This is a genomic window from Microcoleus sp. LEGE 07076, from assembly GCF_015207455.1.
Lineage (GTDB): Bacteria > Cyanobacteriota > Cyanobacteriia > Cyanobacteriales > Microcoleaceae > Microcoleus.
The window spans coordinates 37,847-54,590 of the sequence record NZ_JADEWV010000013.1 but is presented as its reverse complement, the minus strand read 5'-3'; the positions used below and the strand labels follow the sequence as shown (position 1 = coordinate 54,590).

The window sequence follows — 16,744 nt, the reverse complement described above, 5'->3', positions numbered from 1 at the left end:
GCTTTGACGTGGGGAATGCCGCTACCTGCGGTTTCTGGAGCCAAACGTTCTACTAACAAACCTGTTAGGAAACCGCCCAATAAACCGACGCTCGGAAGCAGTATCCAAACTGGGATTACTGTTGAGGTAGCAACTCGCCAACTACCGAGCCATCCCACTCCTGATTTGAGCAAAACGCCTGCTAGTCCGGCAACCAAGCCAATCAGACAAGCTTCAAAAATAGCGAGTCGTCTCGGTTTTAAAAATAGTTGAGATTTGATGACTCTGGAAGGCTCCCTAAATTGTTTAGGGATAGTAATGTACGGCATAAATAGCGTTTATTGCCTGCAAATTGTCTGCTCGGTTAGAGTTTAGCAAGAAATTGCTTGGTTTTTTGGGAAAATGCAAGGAATTAAAAGTCAACTACCCAGCATCAAGCGGAGTACCGCCGGAGATGCGGGCTTGCATCTGGACTCCACCGCAATTCCGAGAGTCTAGAAAGAATCTCAGCTTTAGTTTCACCGTTCGATACATCAGGGGATGCTGACAAGCTCCCCGTACTCGTCCAGTTTTGTCGAACAAGCAACGCTCTCATTGCAATATTTCGCGCACCAATCAAATCAGCGTGTAACTCATGTCCACAACATTCGCAACGGAACAATAGTCCTTTGTTCGGTCTATTCGTATCCGAAGTATGTCCGCATTTAGGACAACTTTTCGATGTGTAATGAGCCGGAACTTTCGTTGCTAACGAACCATTTAGATTTGCTTTGTAGTCAATATATCCCTGCAATTCGGCATAAGACCCTTTAGCTTTATTTCGATTAGCTAGTCGTCTCTTCTTGCTTGCCTTGTTGCCCGATTTAGTTCTAGTTCTGTCCCGGATTCCGGTGAGGTTTTCTAGTTTAATCAGGGTGTTAGGCTTTGCAATATGCTTGCTGATTTTGTGGTTGACGTCAGCGATAAACCGTCTCTCTCTCTGAGACACCACAGCTTTTTGCTCGGTAGTCAGTTTGAGTTTTAGCTTGGCGGTGAGCACTTGGGACATTACATTGACAAACTCTGGTGTTATCGTATCTCGTGAAATTTAATATTGCAATAGGAGTCGAAGATTTGCTCAGCGGGTACGCCTCACGCGCATTCCTCCCGTCACTGAACGGAGTATAGTTAGAGTGCGGGAGTTTTGCCGTCTAGTTGAAGTTTTTTAATTATGTTTAATATTTTTTGGTATCTCTCTGTGTTTCCTTGTTTCTGATACAAGTCTGCGGCTTTTTGGAAATCTTGTATCGCAGCCTGCTTGTCTCCTAAGTCATAGTGGACAATTCCCCGGTTGTAGTAAGCACTGGCATAGTTGGGGTTAATTTGTACGGCTCGATCGTAGTCGGCAAGAGCACCCTGCTTGTCTCCTAACCTCGATCGGGTAACACCCCGATTGTAGTAGGTATTATCATTATTGGGGTCAATTTTTAGGGATTGGTCGTAATCGGCAATAGCACCTTGTTTGTCTCCTAAGTCATCGCGGGCATTACCTCGGTTTGTGTAGGCGGCAGCATAGTTGGGGTTAATTTTCAACGATCGATCGAAATCGGCGAGAGCAGCCTGCTTGTCTCCTAATATATAGCTAGCATTACCCCGTTCGTTGTAAGCAGTGGCATTGTTGGGCTCGATTTGTACGACTCGATCGAAATCGGCAAGAGCACCCTGCGTATCTCCTAACCTCGATCGGACAAGTCCCCGGTTGTAGTAAGCACTGGCATAGTTGGGGTTAATTTTCAGTGATTGATCGTAATCGGCAAGAGCACCCTGCGCGTTTCCTAACCTCGATCGGGTAATACCGCGGTTGTAGTACGCACTGGCATTGTTGGGGTCAAGTTTCAGGGCTCGATCGTAATCGGCAATAGCACCCTGTTTGTCTCCTGAATCGTCGCGGGCATTACCTCGGCCGATGTACGCAGCAACATAATTAGGATTAAGCTGAATCGATCGATCGTAAGCCTCTATAGCACCCCGAAAATCTCCTTTGTCATACTTATCCCCAGCCTGATTGTAAAAATCTTCGGCTGTCGGTTCTGCCCCCACACTATCCCTCGCCACCTGCACTCCCAAATCCACCTTCGCTAAAGCCAAGAAACTCAAATTTAGACTGCTCGGAATTTCCCCTGAAAATTTGTTGTTTCGCGCATAGCTGGGTTGACAATTTATCAAACTTGGGGTCATAGAAACAACTAACCCCGTCAACAATCCCGTCAATATTTGGTGATTCATGGTAATCTCCACATTTCTGTAATTTTTAACAACTATTTTGACATCAATCTGCGGTTATTTATCCGATCGCCTCCACCAACGTTTTCAAATCCGGCACTTCTAAATCGGGTTGGGCGCTGGCTGGCAGTGTCGCCCCAAATCCTGCTTTTCCCTGTCTCCGATTTACCCAAACTGTCGGTATTCCCATCGATGCGGCCGGTACAATGTCGTGATACAGGCTTTGAGCGACGTGCAGGAGTTTTTCCGGTGCTGCGCCCATGCTGTGCATGGCAATTTCAAAGTTGCGAGTTGACGGTTTGTACGATCGCACTTGTTCGGCAGTTATCACCCAGTCAAATTCAACTTTTAAATGTTTGGCAGTACCTGCAAACAAATCGTCATCAATGTTAGAAATTATCGCCAGTTTATATTTTTGTTTGAGTGTGGTCAAAGCTGGGACTGTATCGCAAAATGGCTCCCAATTTTTCACAGAATCAGCCAAACTTTTAATTTCTGTTCCTGTTGGTTCAAAATTAAATCTTTGACCAATTTTTTTCACTATTTCTTGCAAAATCTCCCGATAGGTCATATAATTTATCTGGTGGCTTTCCAGTGCCGATTCAAACTCAGCAAACATTTCTAAAGTTGCGTCATCGCTGAAATCGATTTCGCGGGCAGACAGCAATTTTCTCAACACTGGTAATATGCCACTTTCCCAATCGATGAGAGTGCCGTAGCAATCAAAACTAACCACTTCAAATTGATTGAAATCAAGCATAGTGTACTCCTAGTTTACGGTTGATATTCAGCCAAAATCTCAATTTTTCCAACAATATTGCGATTGAATTCTGCCAACTCTGCGGCGGGAATCCAATATTCTTGATGAATCGAACTGCTGACAGTTTGCAAGGGATATTTTTTTAAGAATTCAGCCAAAACTCGAAACTTGGTTACATAGCCAAAATATCCCGATGCTGCATCTTTGGTATTCCAATCTCGGGCGATTTGTACGGCGTAGGCTTTGTGCAGTACGGGATAAAAAATAGGCTGAAAGGATAAGCGCGGCGGAAATGCCAGAAAATCGCTTTCTTTAATCAGTTCCATTTCTTTTTTCCCGACGGCTCGGAACAGCGTTACTGTCTCTCGATCTGATATATTGATGTTTTTAAACCAAGCTTTCCAACCGTCCCAATTGTGAACTATTTTAGCCAATTCAGCGTAACCGGCGGCGCCTGGATGGGAACCGTCATTTTCGGCAAGTTCTTTTTGCCAAATTTCTGATTTTTGCAGCGGCTTGCAAACATCTAGATAAGGCACTTCTAATTCGCTGCAAAGTTTTGAAAAATGTTCGGATAAGTTGACAATCCGGCTTGTGCGATCGGCATCGATAACTGGCGGCGGCCCTACCATTAATACTGGAAATATTTTTTTGGCTGATGTGAGAATATAGCGGGCATTCTCAATTGATTTTTCTACTTCTATGCGAATTTTTTCGTTTTCTAAGTGAGTGTCGTTGACGCCAAAGGAAAATATTATTCTGCCGTCGCAGTAGTCAGGCAGGCGGCATGAAATTTCGTTCAACCAGCGAGTTTGTATATCGGTACTGGTTTCTCCCCGCACTCCTAAATTGTAGTAGGTGATATCCTGTCCTTGCTTGCAAACTGCGGCGCAAATTCTTCCTGTCCAACCTAAACATTTTGGGTCGCAAGTACCGTTTACCAAAGAGTCGCCGATGAAACAAATACGCATAACTATTTGAGATTTTTGATTTTGCAGGAATTACGCGGAACCTCTACCTGTAGGTGCGCCGAACCTTGAACATTATCACTTGTAGCAGGAGAAAATTGTGCTGGAAAATTCATAATTGGCAATAGAGATTTTGGCAGTCATATCGTCTCGTTTGCGGTTGCATGGATGTGAGAGCGAGTCCGGTCGATCGACAGAGAGTAAAAGCCTGGGCGGATTTTTGGAATTTTCAATTATTGGCAGATATTTTTGGTGAACCCGCCCCTACCATACTAGGGGGAATCGACCGGACTTGATGTTATTCAATGGTTTTGGCTGTGTGCAAGACTAAACAGTCTCACATAGTTGGGATTTGATCAATATTTTTGGATATCCGCACCCGGAGGAGCTTTATTTCAAATTACCGATTACCGATTAGCTTTTGCCGATGACGGACAATCCTTCTACAATTACAGATGGTGTGTGACAAGAACCGTTCCACTCTGAGTCTCCTCCCAATTCTACTAATTGTTTGAGGACGCTGTAGACGTTGCCTGCTACCATTGTATCTTTGATTCTACCGACTATTTGACCTTTTTTGACTCGGTAGCCTAGCTCGACGTTAATGGAAAAGTCGCCGGAGATTCCGGCGCTGCCACCGAGGGTTTGATCGACTACAATTCCGTCGTCTAGTTGAACGATTAAATCGATTAGGGAAAGAGAACCCGGTTTAATCAAAATATTGAACAAAGTCGGTGTGGGATAGCTGCCTAAACCCGGGCGAAATCCGTTGCCGGTGGTGCCGCTGCCCAAGGCTCGACCGGTGGTGCGATCGGTATAAAATAACTGCAATACTCCGCTGTTGATAAAGACGATCGCCCGAGTGGGAGTGCCTTCGTCGTCAAAAGGACAGCTATAGGGCCCGATATCCGGCTGCTGCGAAAGGGTGACAAGGGGCGATGTCACTTGTTTACCTAGCCTGTCGCTCCAAGGCGAAGCGCCTTCTAGTACCTGTTTGCCATTCAACGCCGCACAGACAGTTCCCCACAGCAAATCGGCGGCTTTGGCTGTAAACAGCACCGGCACGCGCCCCGTGGCGGGAGCAACATTAGATTTCGCCCATTCCAACCGCTGCAAAACCCGCTTGGCGCTAGTGTTTAAGTCGAGAGTGCCGCGTTGGGTTTCGCCTTCCCAAATGTTGAGGAAATCTTCGCCCCGCACTAATTCTGCTGACAAGTAACCGCTGAGGGTGGTGTCGGTGTGGCTGCAATCCAAGCCTAGGGTGTTCAGCAAGCGGGTGCTTTCGATTTCGCAGTCGAGTTCGGCGCTGCAGAGGCTTTCGGGATAGGCTTCGCGGACGATCGCGATCGCCTCTTTTCCCCAGTTTACTAGCTGTCCAGTCGGCACCGACACTCCGCCATCGGGGTAAACAACTTTGTCCCCGCTGCCGAGTTCGATCGTTTCGGGTTCGTTGAGTTGCGAAAGCGCGATCGCCCGATCGACCAAAATCTGCGGTTCCACGGGCCCGTAAGCCACCGCCAAACCCGGCCGCCCGTCCCGCCACAGCCGCAGAGCAATGCCTTCTGCTTGGGCGGTTTCTAGCTGTTTGAGGCGATTTGCCTCAAAAAAGACCGGCCGCGAGAGCGATTGCGATTCCAGTACCTCAGCAGCTTCGGCACCTGCTTTGGTGGCTAGTTCTAGCAGTTTTTCTGCTGATTGGTGATTGGTCATTTTTGTAGTTGGTAGTTGGCAGTTGGCAGTTGGCAGTTGGCTGTTGGTTGTTGGCAGTTGTTAGTTGGTAGTTGGTTATTGGTAGTTGGTTATTGGTTATTGGTTATTGGTTATTGGTTATTGGTTATTGGTTATTGGTTATTGGTTATTGGTTATTGGTTATTGGTTATTGGTTATTGGTTGCAAATTCCCAATTTTCAATTCTTAATTTCCACTAACAACTAACAACTAACAACTCACAAATAACAACTAACAAATAACAACTGACAACTGACAAATAACAACTGACTAAAGACTTAGTTCATGCAACAGCCAAAATCCATCGAAAGATTCCGATTGTGGATTCGACTGAATTGCCAAGAAATGTACTTTTTTTGCTTGTTGTTTCGCAGATTCAAATGATGCGGCTTCCCTCTCAGTTGCTGCGTCTCTGAGATTAGCTAAAATCCAGCGATCGTTAGCTCCCGTATCTAATACCAGCCTAGGGGGCGGGCCGCTTTCAAATTTGATAAAAGCCAACTCTAAACCCGACATCCAACCTGCCAAAGCTGTTGCTCTCGACGAGTAGATAATCAGTCCCGGAATTTGCGTTTCAGGGGCGAGGCGTGTCATCGGCAGCCCGAAAGCTTCGCCAAATCCGATGTCCCACTCGGACATTTCATCAAAAGCTGCGATCGGCAAACTGACAAACGCCCATTTTTCGCCGATTAAGGCGTCCGGCAGCGCCACGGGCGTTTCGGGTACAAATTGAACGCTCGGGTTCACAACCGGTTGATAGCCCGGTTCGGCGGGATAAACGTCTTGCATCCGTTCTTCCAGCCACAGGCTGAGGGCGAGGGTGCGGCGGCTGGAGGCTGAGGGAATATCCAATTCCTCGCAGGCTTTGGTAATCATGTTCGCCATTTGGCGCCGGAAAAAGCGAATTTTTTCTGGCCGTTTCGGTGAGGTGGCGATCGCCTCTTTAATTGCACCAGCCAGCCACAGGGAATTCACGGTTGTACTCGGGCAAAATTGCGAGTAACGAAACAGAGATTCGGCCTTGTCGCCTACATTCAGCGGGCTTTCGCAAATCAACACTTCCCATTTTTTTTTCCCTCGCTCGTCTATAATTGGACGGCTGTAAAAGTCGAGTTCCCAAATAGTAGCCATGCCGCGCTGTTAAAAATTAATCCTTTCTCATGTTACTCGACAGCGTGCAGGTTTCTGATGAGTGAGAATTTAAGACTGATTTTCAATTGCGGGCGATCGGACTTTCCCAAGGATTACCGCTGTGGCTTGCCCCATTTCATGTAATTTTCAACAGCAGTGCACAACCGGGCGCATTTAGCAATTTTTCGCAGAACAATGCCGCAGCAATCTCAACCCGCGATGTTTGTTATACTTATGGAAGCCCACAAAAACAAATACTATACCTTGATTGAATGAGACAAATCATTCTCGAAAAGATTGTTTCAACCTTACAACCTTTAGATTTTGTTCTCGCTTTGTGGCAAGGAGGTTCAGCAGCCCACGGATACACCGACGAATGGTCAGACCTCGATATTGCCGTTGCGGTTGAAGATAACTGCGTGGAAGAAACCTTTGAAATTGTCGAAAAAGCCCTCGCACAAATTGGCGAAATCGAACTCAAATATCGAGTTCCAGAACCCGCTTGGCACGGTCAGTCGCAGTGCTTCTGGCGGCTCAAAGAAACCCCGCCCTTTTTGTTAATAGATTTTGCCGTTTTCCGGCGCAGCAGCCGCAACGAATTTCTCGAAATAGAGAGACACGGAAAAGTCCCGATCGCCTTTGACAAAGCCAATTTAATTGTACCCGCTCATTTGGATACAAACCAGCATTTTGCCCAAATGCAAATTCGATTCAACGAAATAAAAAATCGTTTTAATTTGCTGCAACCTCTGGTAAAAAAAGAGATTTATCGCGGAAATATAGTAGAGGCGATCGGCAACTATCACAATTGGACGCTTCTACCCTTAATCGAACTTTTGGGAATGATTTACCGTCCCCACAGATCCGACTTTCAACTAAAATATTTTAGCCGAGACTTTCCGCCCGAAATAGTCAATAAAGTTGCACCCCTTTTCTGCATTGCCAATCTCGAAGATTTGGCAGCAAAACAGCAAATAGCAGAGGATTTTTTTATTGAAACCTTACCGCTGGTAGCAGCGAAATTTCGGAGTATTGCATAGTAAACAATATCTGTTACAATCTGAACTCAAACATATCTTAATCGTTTACTTATTAAATCTCCCAATTGCGATTGTCAATACATTCAAAATTGTGCTATCCTTGTTTAAGGTGGGAAATCCTAGCTTGCCCCACATCTAGGAATGCCATGATTAAAACCCTAGAATCTTTATTTGATGGCTCTAATCAATAGGACAAGAAAATGAACACAAGTAATATAAAATCTTTTTCAGTGCAGGGTCTTTTCGGCACAGATGATGTTCACATTCCCTTTGATGAGAATACAAAAATACTCGTTGGAGAAAATGGACTGGGGAAAACTCAAGTCTTAAACCTTTTTTATTACACTTTAAAAAGAAACTTTTTTAGGCTGGGTGAATTCAGCTTTGATAAATTAATTTTAGAATTTTCCCAAAAAAATCCTATTGAAATATCTAAAGACAAGGTAAATGAATTGATTCAGGAACTTTACGATCATCCAGTGCTTAGAGATTTTATAGATCAAGTTGGTTATCCTCAACTGGAGATGCTCAGAAATCGATTTATCCAAAGCAAAGGTAAGAGAAGAAAATTCTCATTAGAAGCAGAGCTTGAATTTGAATATAATTTAAAATCTAGCAAGTTTCCTGTTAATCATATCTTTCGAGTTTTTGAGAGACTAGAAATAAATAGAGACAACCAATCCAACCTCTTTTTTCGTGATTGTGCAAAAGACATTGAATCAGGTATTGAAGAAACTGAGATTATGTACTTCCCAACATATAGGCGTGTTGAAGAAGACTTATATAATCTTGGTTATAGTGATGATGAACTTTTAAATCAAGAAAATACACTTATTCAATTTGGCATGGATGATGTCCAAAAACGTTTTAACAAAATTCAAAATGATATTGATGGATTTTTGAAGGAAGGTTTTTCACAGATGTCATCCGAAATTCTCAGTCAACTGATAGAAGATGAAGAAGATGAAAAAGACAGTGAGTTCTTGAAAAATATCGAAGATAATGATGTTGCAATTTTATTATCACGAGTGGGAAATCGAATTTCAGAACAAAAAAAAGAAAAAATTAGTGAACTGCTTTTAACAAAAGAAACCAAGCTAATAGCAAAAGATAACTCTCTCAACTTTTTCCTAAAGAAACTTATTGAAATTTACTCGTCTCAAAAAGAGTTAGACAAGTCCGTAAAACTATTCAGAGACGTTTGCAATAAATATTTGATTAATAAAAAGGTATTTTATGATGAAAGTGAAATCAAAATTTTTATTAAATCCGAGAGAAATTCTTCTGACATTCCATTGAGTAAACTTTCTTCAGGAGAAAAGCAAATTATTTCAATATTTTCTAAAATTTACCTTTCAGAAGGTGACAAAAAATTCGTTGTGCTTTTTGATGAACCAGAGTTATCATTATCAATGCCTTGGCAAAAGCAATTACTTCCAGATATTCTCAATTCAGGAAAATGTGAATTCCTTTTGGCAGTAACTCATTCCCCATTCATTTTTGATAATGAGTTGGATAAATATGCCATTGGCTTAAACGAATATATTCAACCTTCACAAGTCATTACAGCCTAATGTCATACATAGAAAAACTCAGGAAAAGCCGAGAAAAATCCCAAGTTGCTTATGCAGAGTTTGCCCTGCATACCAAAAAAGGTAAGGATGGCTTGTTTTGCTTTTTTGAGGGAAATGATAATGCTTACTATGTACCAAGAATCAAGCGTTTCACAGATAACTATTACCCAATAAATTGCGGTGGCAGAGATAAAGTATTAGAGGTTTACCGACTTATTACTATTCATGCGGAATACGATAAATACAAAAAAGCTTTTTTCATTGATAGGGATTTCAATGAACCTTTACCACCTCATAACCCACCTATATTTGAAACACCTTGTTATTCTATTGAAAATTTTTACGCTTCAGTAGATGTTTTCAAAGAAATCCTAAAAAATGAACTTCATTTATCAGAAGTTAGTGATGAAGCATTTCAAGTTTGTATTAGCCTTTTTACGCAGAGACAACAAGAGTTTCATCAAGCTACGAGTTTGATTAACGCTTGGTATGCTTGCTTGATAGAGATTAGAAATCAAACAGGAAACCAAACAGGTGTAAATTTAGTCGATAAATTACCAAAAGACTTTATTCATTTTACGCTAGACTCGGTAGTACAAAAATATGATTGTGAAACCATCAAACACAAGTTCCCACAAGCCTTGGAAGTTTCTGAAGATATTTTAAACATAAAGCTTGATGACTTTACCCGTTGTGAACAATATAAAACTTTTAGAGGCAAATATGAAATGGAGTTTGTGGTTACAATGATTCAACTAATTTTACAGGATTCATCAAATTCTAAAAACTATATAAAAGACAAAATAAAGTTTACTTTTGGGGAAAAGTTGAGTAATGAGCAAGCTATCAGTCTTTTTTCGGTATATGCTGAAACCCCCGAAAGTTTGAATAATTATTTGGCATTGCTGCACAGTAAAGATAGTTAAGCTACATCATGTATCCATTAACTTAACTACTTATTTTTCTATAAAATGTCTCCGATGCGGTGATAAATTCGATCGCGCCACCAGTCTTTTCTGCATTGCCAATCTCGAAGATTTGGCAGCAAAACAGCAAATAGCAGAGGATTTTTTTGCAGAAAATTTACCGCTTACAGAAGCTAATTTTTACTTGGATAACACGCTAACACTACCGCAATAGGCTCAAGGTTTCGTACCGAAAGCGATTAATATAGTAGTATCAACCTTAAAATTAACATCCCGTGACAAAACTCAGCGTCAACATCAACAGAATCGCCCTCCTCAGAAACTCTCGAAACATTGGGATTCCCAGCGTTACCGAAGCCGCAAAAACAGTCATTGCCGCCGGAGCCCACGGCGTTACAGTTCATCCCCGCCCCGACGAAAGACACATCAAAGCTGCCGATGTTTACGACTTAGCCAAAATGCTAACCGTCGAATTCAATATCGAAGGAAACCCGTTTCAGCCTCCTTTTATGGATATAGTTTGCGACGTAAAACCAGCTCAATGTACCTTGGTGCCGGACGCTCCCGACGTGCTAACATCGGATAGCGGTTGGAACATTCCCGAAAATCGATCTCGCCTGTTACCAATAATTGAAAAATTAAAAAATAACGGCATCAGAGTCAGCTTGTTTATGGACGCAGATCCTGCTCTTATGCCCCTAGCAAAAGAAGTGGGAGCCGATCGCGTAGAACTGTACACGGAACCCTATGCAACTGCTTTTCGCGAAGGTAAAGCAGAATCTGTTTTGCAACAATATAGGTTAGCAGCTAAAGCCGCTCAATCAGCAGGTTTGGAAGTGAATGCCGGACACGATTTAAATTTGCAAAACTTAGCTCAATTTTGCTCTATTCCTGATATCCTAGAAGTGTCGATCGGTCACGCTTTAATTGCGGAGGCGCTAGAAATGGGATTGTCCAACACAGTACAAGCTTACTTAAAAATCCTCTCTGGTTCGTAGTATAAATTAACCGGGCGCGGGAGAGAGTGGTTTTGCATCGGCAAACTCGTTTGTATCTGATATTTTTCACCATTTTCAATTAGCCTTTTATGAACAGGCTCTCCGGCCTGTTAAGCGAGAATGCTGCAAGATGTGAGTTGTATCTGATATTTTTCACCATCCCGCCTCTACGAATACGATCGCCAATTCAACCGCTAACATGACTATTTTCTGTCTTCCCTCCTTTGCAAATCCCGCAATTGCTTATCAATTTTTTCCACCATTGGCAAATCTCCTAAATTTTGAAATCCATCTTTGGCGATTCGCAAATAACCCATTGCTTCCTGGTTTTCTCTCATCGCTGAATGCACTTGCCCCAACCCGTAGCGGGCCACTGTTAACTCCTCGATGTCGTCAGGTTTTGCCCCACTAATTACCTTTGAATAGTAATATTTAGCCTGCGGAACCAGTTGCAATCTCTCCAAATACAAATCGCCCAAAGTACGATAAATTGGCGGTGTTTCAACTCCGGTTTTTGGTAAACTTTCTAAAATTTCTATTGCTTCTGCGATCGCACTTGTGTTAAGATAAATGCTAGAGATTGCTAATTTCTTGGCGCTTTCATTAGGTACTTGTTTGTCGATCGCCCCAACCTCACTTTTCACCCTTTCCACCTCACCCTCATCCAGCAAGCTAAACTCGATATTCCCCTGCCCGATAGCACTTTCGGAAGAAGCGCCCGTATTTGCATCCACAATCAACTTGTAGTTAGCACCCGGTTTCAACGCCGGTTCCCCTGGATACACAGCCTCAGTACCGCTAACAGTCATTTCCCAGTTTAATTGCGCTCCGTTTTCGCGGAGGCTCAATTTATAGCTAGTCGCACCAGCTACCGGATTCCACCGCAAAATTGGCTTGTCGTTCAGCAATTTTGTGCTGCGCGGACTGATAATATAAGGAATCGGCGCGCTGTGCCAAGCAATTTTACCGTCACCGCGATGGGGACATTTAATTACATCCTCACTGCAAGCAGCTTTTTTGTTGGCTAACAAACAGCTATTCAATTGATTTTGAGAAGGTGCGATCGACTTAATTCCCAAATCTGCACATTGGAGGGTAAGTTGTCCGTTTTGTGCTGTTCGCAATTTGTCTCCCGGATAAATCGGCGTACCGCTGGTAGGGCGAACAATTAAGCCGTTTTGGCGCTCGATCGCAACTTCCCCGCTAGTATGGATAATCAGTCCGTTGGATATTCGGTTGCTGGCTGCTAGGGCGGTAGTTGCGATCGAACTTAAACCGATAAAAATTGCCATCCTGGTTTTCATTTGATATTTCCTTTTGCTTGTAAACGTTGCTGAGCAATTTGGATACATTCATCTTGTTTCGGTATGCGGTAATTAGAATATTGAAGCGCCTTATTCCAGGCTTCTAATGCTTCCTGTGACTTACCTTTAGTTTCCAGTACCTCTGCTAACAGACATTGAGCTTCAGGGCTATCGTCTCTGAATTTTATTGCTATTCTTAAATCTGCTTCCGCAGCATCATATTGCTTTTGTGTCAACCGCACCCAGCCGCGATTTTTAAAACAAGCGGCTTTTACTCCGTCGTATTGAGTATTTTCTAAACAAGCGGCGACAAACTTTAAAGCTTCTTGAGGTTGATTATTCAGAATTAGCGATCGGGATATTTCAGCATTCGCTTCAGTAGAACCCCGCCGCGCCGCCTCCTTCATTGCTTTTTCGGCGTATTCTTTTTCATTCAAGCTCTCGTACAAGTCGGCTAAATTATAGTAAGAAGCAGCATAGTTTAGATTTAATAAATTTGCTAATTGGTAGTATTTTTCGGCAATAAAGAGTTGACCCTTTTTATGATTTTTCATGCCAATTTTATTGGCAACACTGGCAACGATCGGGCCGATTAATATGTAGCCGATCGCCAAAACAGCTAAACTGATGCTTGTACGCTGCATAACTTTAGTTGGAATCGTAAATTGCGGGTGGTTTGGGCGATTTGACACACCATCCGCTGCTGAAATCAAAGGTTTAGTTGCGTCTCTTCGCGGTAACGTCAATTCCTCAAAATTTGGATGCTGACACAGCACCGGAATCCCGCTAGCGCCCGGAAATCGAGATTCCCAGTGCAGCAAATCATCCTTAGCTTTTCGCATTGCCAAAAACAAAGGTTCTCCATCCGCCAAATATCTAAACAATGACTTTACAAAATCGTGAGCAATTGGGTCGGGAATTGGTGCGCGCATTACAATTATTGACGGCAAAGAATAATTCTGGCTCACCAAATCCGCTGCCAATCCCAAACTCGAACAAGAATTAAAAATTAGCAATTGCAACCCTTTAAAACTCGCTCGCTTTACACCTATTTTAAAATCATTTACTGTGATAGTATTGTTGGCAGGATTTTGATTTATATGCAGCCGTCCGTTTGTAGCATTATTATCGCTATCGCTGTGTCCTGCAAAAAAGAAAATTTGCCAGCCTTTTTCATCAAAAAGATGATCGTTAAACTCTTCCGGTGTCGGGTTATCTAAAAATTCTAATTGGCAGCGATCGCCCAAACTTTGTGCGATACTTTTAGTATCTTTTTTAACATCTATGCCTTTACTATTACCTAAAACACATAAAATTCTGCCCCGAGAAGGCAGATATATTCCTGCTTGAGTTTCCTGCTGAGGTAGTATTCTATACTCTGACGGACTGCTGATGATTTCACTGTTGCAGTACGCTTCCCGAAAATTCCACGCATCCCAAGGCAACTCGCAAATCTCAGAATCATCGCACTCTAGAAATATTTGAATGTATTCAGATGTATTGCCGATTTGCGTCCTAAGATTTACCTCAATTTTTCGGTAAAATTCGTCAGCATTCAGCCATTTTTGCATCTCTTCTTTCAACCCTTCATATATAGCGCGAGGATTGTTTTCCGAAACATACGCTGTGCTTGTAGGCTTGATTTTTATCCGAGAATTGCTGCGGCTAGATTGGAACCCAGAACAACAAACTTTCCATCTTCTTTGCAGTACCTCAAGGTCTGGTACTGGTAGCAAGCTTCCTTTGAATTGAATATTGATAGGTCTTGCTTGGTTTTTCAACTTCGCCGTGACGAGAGGAAAGCCTTCTTGAAGAGTTCCAGACCCTAAAGCCAATATGACAGTCCAAGTCATAAATTTGCTGCGGTAACAGTAATCAGAGAATCATACCATAAAATTTTCTGTTATGCTCAAATCGTCGATCGCCAGTCGAATACCAAAACATTCTCCGGGTTCAACGTAAAATTCCAGTGAAATGCACTGATGTTGAACAGTAGATTCAAGTTCCTGTAAAATTTCTCCAGCATCAGATATTAACGACAGTTTAAGGTGACGCGGCAAATAACGATCGCCAATCGCCGGATGCAGTTGCACGTGAACTCTGAAAGTGCGATCGTCCTCTTGGGCGATCGCCACCAACAAAGCCACAGTTGTTGAGCCCAAACGCATTCCCAAATCAATCAACTTTGCCCGCGTGACATCAGCTTCAGGAAACCTATTAATATTACTACTTATACGCGCGCCAGATTCTGTAGTGGAATTGCCACCTCCTCGGAATACAAAACTTGGGTTATCCTCAGGAAAAATCAGGTCTTCTAAATTTTGTTTACCTTGCTCAAATTTCTGCCAACCTGCTTCGGCAACATTCTGCAACCAATTGCCTAAATTAGATTTGATTGGGTTTTCAATCTCAGTCGGTTCAGTCTCCGGCTGCGGATCGAAGATTGATTCAACAGACAGCCAATTCGCTGTAAATTTATTCTCCAGCCACTGACGCAGATCGACTTTAGATTCATGTATTTTTTCTAGGTGAATCAAGAAGTCATCCAGGGAATACAAATCGCTCAATACTAACTCGCCCGTTGCCGCAGTCGGAGAAAAGCCCAACAATCTTGCTTGCTTTTCTTCTTCATCAATTTCGACCGCAATATAACCGATGCGTTCATCCCTAGCTTCAGTATGAATGGGACAGGTTTCCGGTAAATTTGCAGCCGAAACTGCATTGCCATTTTGGGTATTTTGATGTACTCTTCTAATGGGGATACACTCAATTTTACCCAATCCTTTAATGTACAAATCTGCCACATTTTCAAACAAGCGAATTACCGGATTCCAGCTATCGCATTGACTCAAGTCAGTTTCAATATCTAACAATTTTAAATAATCGCAAACTACCAACACAGCCAAAGTGTTGATATAAATTTGTTCCACCTTTTGCGGATGTTTGTGTTCCGAAGCAAATTGCCATGCTAAACGAATTGCCTTTTGGGTAATTGGCATTGGCAATGATTGGGTTCCGGTACTATTGTTCTTCATCTGCCTATTTTAACTCCTTGTAAGATTAACAACCATAATTTTTGCCAAATTTTTCCAACAAACGAGGACGACATTTGTTTTTCCAAAAGCCGTAAATTGTCTGATAAGCACAGCCATATTCGGCTGCCATTTGGGTAATTTTTTTGCCAGACAACATACTGCTCAAGATAACTTGACAAGTTAGATCCTTGCGTCCTCGAATATGTTCGTTTAATATGCCATCAGGATTAGTCTCAATCCAGCTTTGAACGATTTCAAAGAATTGCACACATTCGATGATATGAGTTTCATCCTCAACGGGCAACTGTTCTAATCTTTTTTCATTCTGACATCTCCTACCATTTTCTTCAGCTAGATTTTGAGCCAAAGTTAACAGTCGCCACCGCAAACGATTATTGAACCAAGTAATCGGGTTACTGCGAGTACGATCGTACTGAGTACCCGTGCGGGATTCCCACAAATTGCTACAGAAAAACCCCCACTGTTCTGCTACAGCATCTTCATAGTAAGGTACATCTTCCTTCCAGATCAGACCGGAGTTTTCCATCTTAACAATAAGCTGATTCAACAAACGTCTTTGCTTCCAAGGGTTCGAGATTTCCTGGCAAATTTGGGTGACAAGAATATCTAACTCTTGATATAGCAATTGGCGATCGGATGGGTGGTCTTCCCCCTGGGAGGGGTTGTACTCATCATTCATAGTTCAGTGCGGCCGCAACTTTGTTCCTACATTTACTTATCAGGGTGAGCTGGGGGAATTTATGCGAATTTCTGAAGTTTTTTTGAGCCAATCGTTGAAAGTATTGCTGTGCGGTGGATTTGGCTGTAAAATTGGATGTAAATTTTTGTTAAGACTGGGGCATCGGCAACTCAGAAACCGGGTTTCTTTGCGAAATCTGGTGAGGATGTGAAAAATATCAGAGAAACCCGGTTTCTTGGACTAAGCGCGTCAGGATTTATGCACTCTCACCAAAGAAACCGGGTTTTTACCAAATTTTTCGACTGCGACGGAATTTCTGCAAAAAAACCCGGTTTCTGG

The 16,744-nt window shown here is 42.7% G+C and carries 15 protein-coding genes and 1 pseudogene; 5 read left to right on the top strand and 11 right to left on the bottom strand.

The features are described 5' to 3' along the window. From IQ270_RS03875 to IQ270_RS03850, 6 genes and pseudogenes are all read right to left on the bottom strand, one after another. Nucleotides 1-308: pseudogene (locus IQ270_RS03875) on the bottom strand (chloride channel protein); the annotation flags it as partial. A 104-nt stretch (nt 309-412) separates the two neighbouring features. After that, nucleotides 413-1,027 (bottom strand): zinc ribbon domain-containing protein, encoded by a 615-nt coding sequence (locus IQ270_RS03870; protein ID WP_228056059.1) that lies wholly within the window; start codon nt 1,025-1,027, stop codon nt 413-415. 119 nt (nt 1,028-1,146) lie between these two features. Next, a complete protein-coding gene (locus IQ270_RS03865) occupies nt 1,147-2,244 on the bottom strand; it encodes a tetratricopeptide repeat protein (RefSeq protein WP_193971937.1) in 1,098 nt (365 codons plus the stop codon). A gap of 58 nt (nt 2,245-2,302) precedes the next feature. Continuing rightward, a complete protein-coding gene (locus tag IQ270_RS03860; protein ID WP_193971936.1) occupies nt 2,303-3,001 on the bottom strand; it encodes a haloacid dehalogenase type II in 699 nt (232 codons plus the stop codon). Between the two features lie 14 nt (nt 3,002-3,015). Next, nucleotides 3,016-3,972 (bottom strand): GDSL-type esterase/lipase family protein, encoded by a 957-nt coding sequence (locus tag IQ270_RS03855; RefSeq protein ID WP_193971935.1) that lies wholly within the window; start codon nt 3,970-3,972, stop codon nt 3,016-3,018. Between the two features lie 411 nt (nt 3,973-4,383). Next, complete coding sequence (locus IQ270_RS03850; protein ID WP_193971934.1) at nt 4,384-5,679, bottom strand: TldD/PmbA family protein; 1,296 nt, start codon at nt 5,677-5,679, stop codon at nt 4,384-4,386. Nucleotides 5,680-5,694: 15 nt separating this feature from the next. Between IQ270_RS03850 and IQ270_RS03845 the strand changes: the two genes are divergently transcribed. Beyond that, a complete protein-coding gene (locus tag IQ270_RS03845; protein ID WP_228056058.1) occupies nt 5,695-5,904 on the top strand; it encodes a hypothetical protein in 210 nt (69 codons plus the stop codon). Between the two features lie 63 nt (nt 5,905-5,967). Here the strand turns inward: IQ270_RS03845 and IQ270_RS03840 are convergent, their stop codons facing one another. Then, entirely contained in the window at nt 5,968-6,828 is an 861-nt protein-coding gene (locus IQ270_RS03840) for a Tab2/Atab2 family RNA-binding protein (protein WP_193971933.1), read from the bottom strand. A 272-nt stretch (nt 6,829-7,100) separates the two neighbouring features. On the opposite strand from IQ270_RS03840, the gene IQ270_RS03835 reads away from it, so the two are divergent. The 4 genes from IQ270_RS03835 to IQ270_RS03820 all read left to right on the top strand — a co-directional run bounded on the left by IQ270_RS03835 (nt 7,101) and on the right by IQ270_RS03820 (nt 11,366). Further along, a complete protein-coding gene (locus IQ270_RS03835; protein ID WP_193971932.1) occupies nt 7,101-7,868 on the top strand; it encodes an aminoglycoside 6-adenylyltransferase in 768 nt (255 codons plus the stop codon). A 200-nt stretch (nt 7,869-8,068) separates the two neighbouring features. Further along, the gene (locus tag IQ270_RS03830) at nt 8,069-9,442 is read left to right on the top strand and encodes an AAA family ATPase (protein WP_193971931.1); all 1,374 of its coding nucleotides are present in this window, start codon (nt 8,069-8,071) and stop codon (nt 9,440-9,442) included. Then, the gene (locus tag IQ270_RS03825; RefSeq protein WP_193971930.1) at nt 9,442-10,368 is read left to right on the top strand and encodes a DUF4435 domain-containing protein; all 927 of its coding nucleotides are present in this window, start codon (nt 9,442-9,444) and stop codon (nt 10,366-10,368) included. The genes IQ270_RS03830 and IQ270_RS03825 overlap by 1 nt, the downstream gene beginning before the upstream one ends. 275 nt (nt 10,369-10,643) lie before the next feature. Next, nucleotides 10,644-11,366, top strand: coding sequence for a pyridoxine 5'-phosphate synthase (locus IQ270_RS03820; RefSeq protein WP_193971929.1), 723 nt, complete (start codon nt 10,644-10,646; stop codon nt 11,364-11,366). A 203-nt stretch (nt 11,367-11,569) separates the two neighbouring features. Here IQ270_RS03820 and IQ270_RS03815 read toward each other — a convergent pair whose 3' ends face one another. The 4 genes from IQ270_RS03815 to IQ270_RS03800 form a co-directional block, all read right to left on the bottom strand. Next, nucleotides 11,570-12,670: a hypothetical protein gene (locus IQ270_RS03815; protein WP_193971928.1), complete on the bottom strand. Its 1,101-nt coding sequence runs from the start codon at nt 12,668-12,670 to the stop codon at nt 11,570-11,572. Further along, the gene (locus tag IQ270_RS03810) at nt 12,667-14,523 is read right to left on the bottom strand and encodes a CHAT domain-containing protein (RefSeq protein ID WP_193971927.1); all 1,857 of its coding nucleotides are present in this window, start codon (nt 14,521-14,523) and stop codon (nt 12,667-12,669) included. The genes IQ270_RS03815 and IQ270_RS03810 overlap by 4 nt, the downstream gene beginning before the upstream one ends. A 30-nt stretch (nt 14,524-14,553) precedes the next feature. After that, the gene (locus IQ270_RS03805; RefSeq protein ID WP_193971926.1) at nt 14,554-15,669 is read right to left on the bottom strand and encodes a DUF1822 family protein; all 1,116 of its coding nucleotides are present in this window, start codon (nt 15,667-15,669) and stop codon (nt 14,554-14,556) included. Nucleotides 15,670-15,730: 61 nt separating this feature from the next. After that, entirely contained in the window at nt 15,731-16,405 is a 675-nt protein-coding gene (locus IQ270_RS03800) for a hypothetical protein (RefSeq protein ID WP_193971925.1), read from the bottom strand. Between the last annotated feature and the right edge of the window lie 339 nt (nt 16,406-16,744).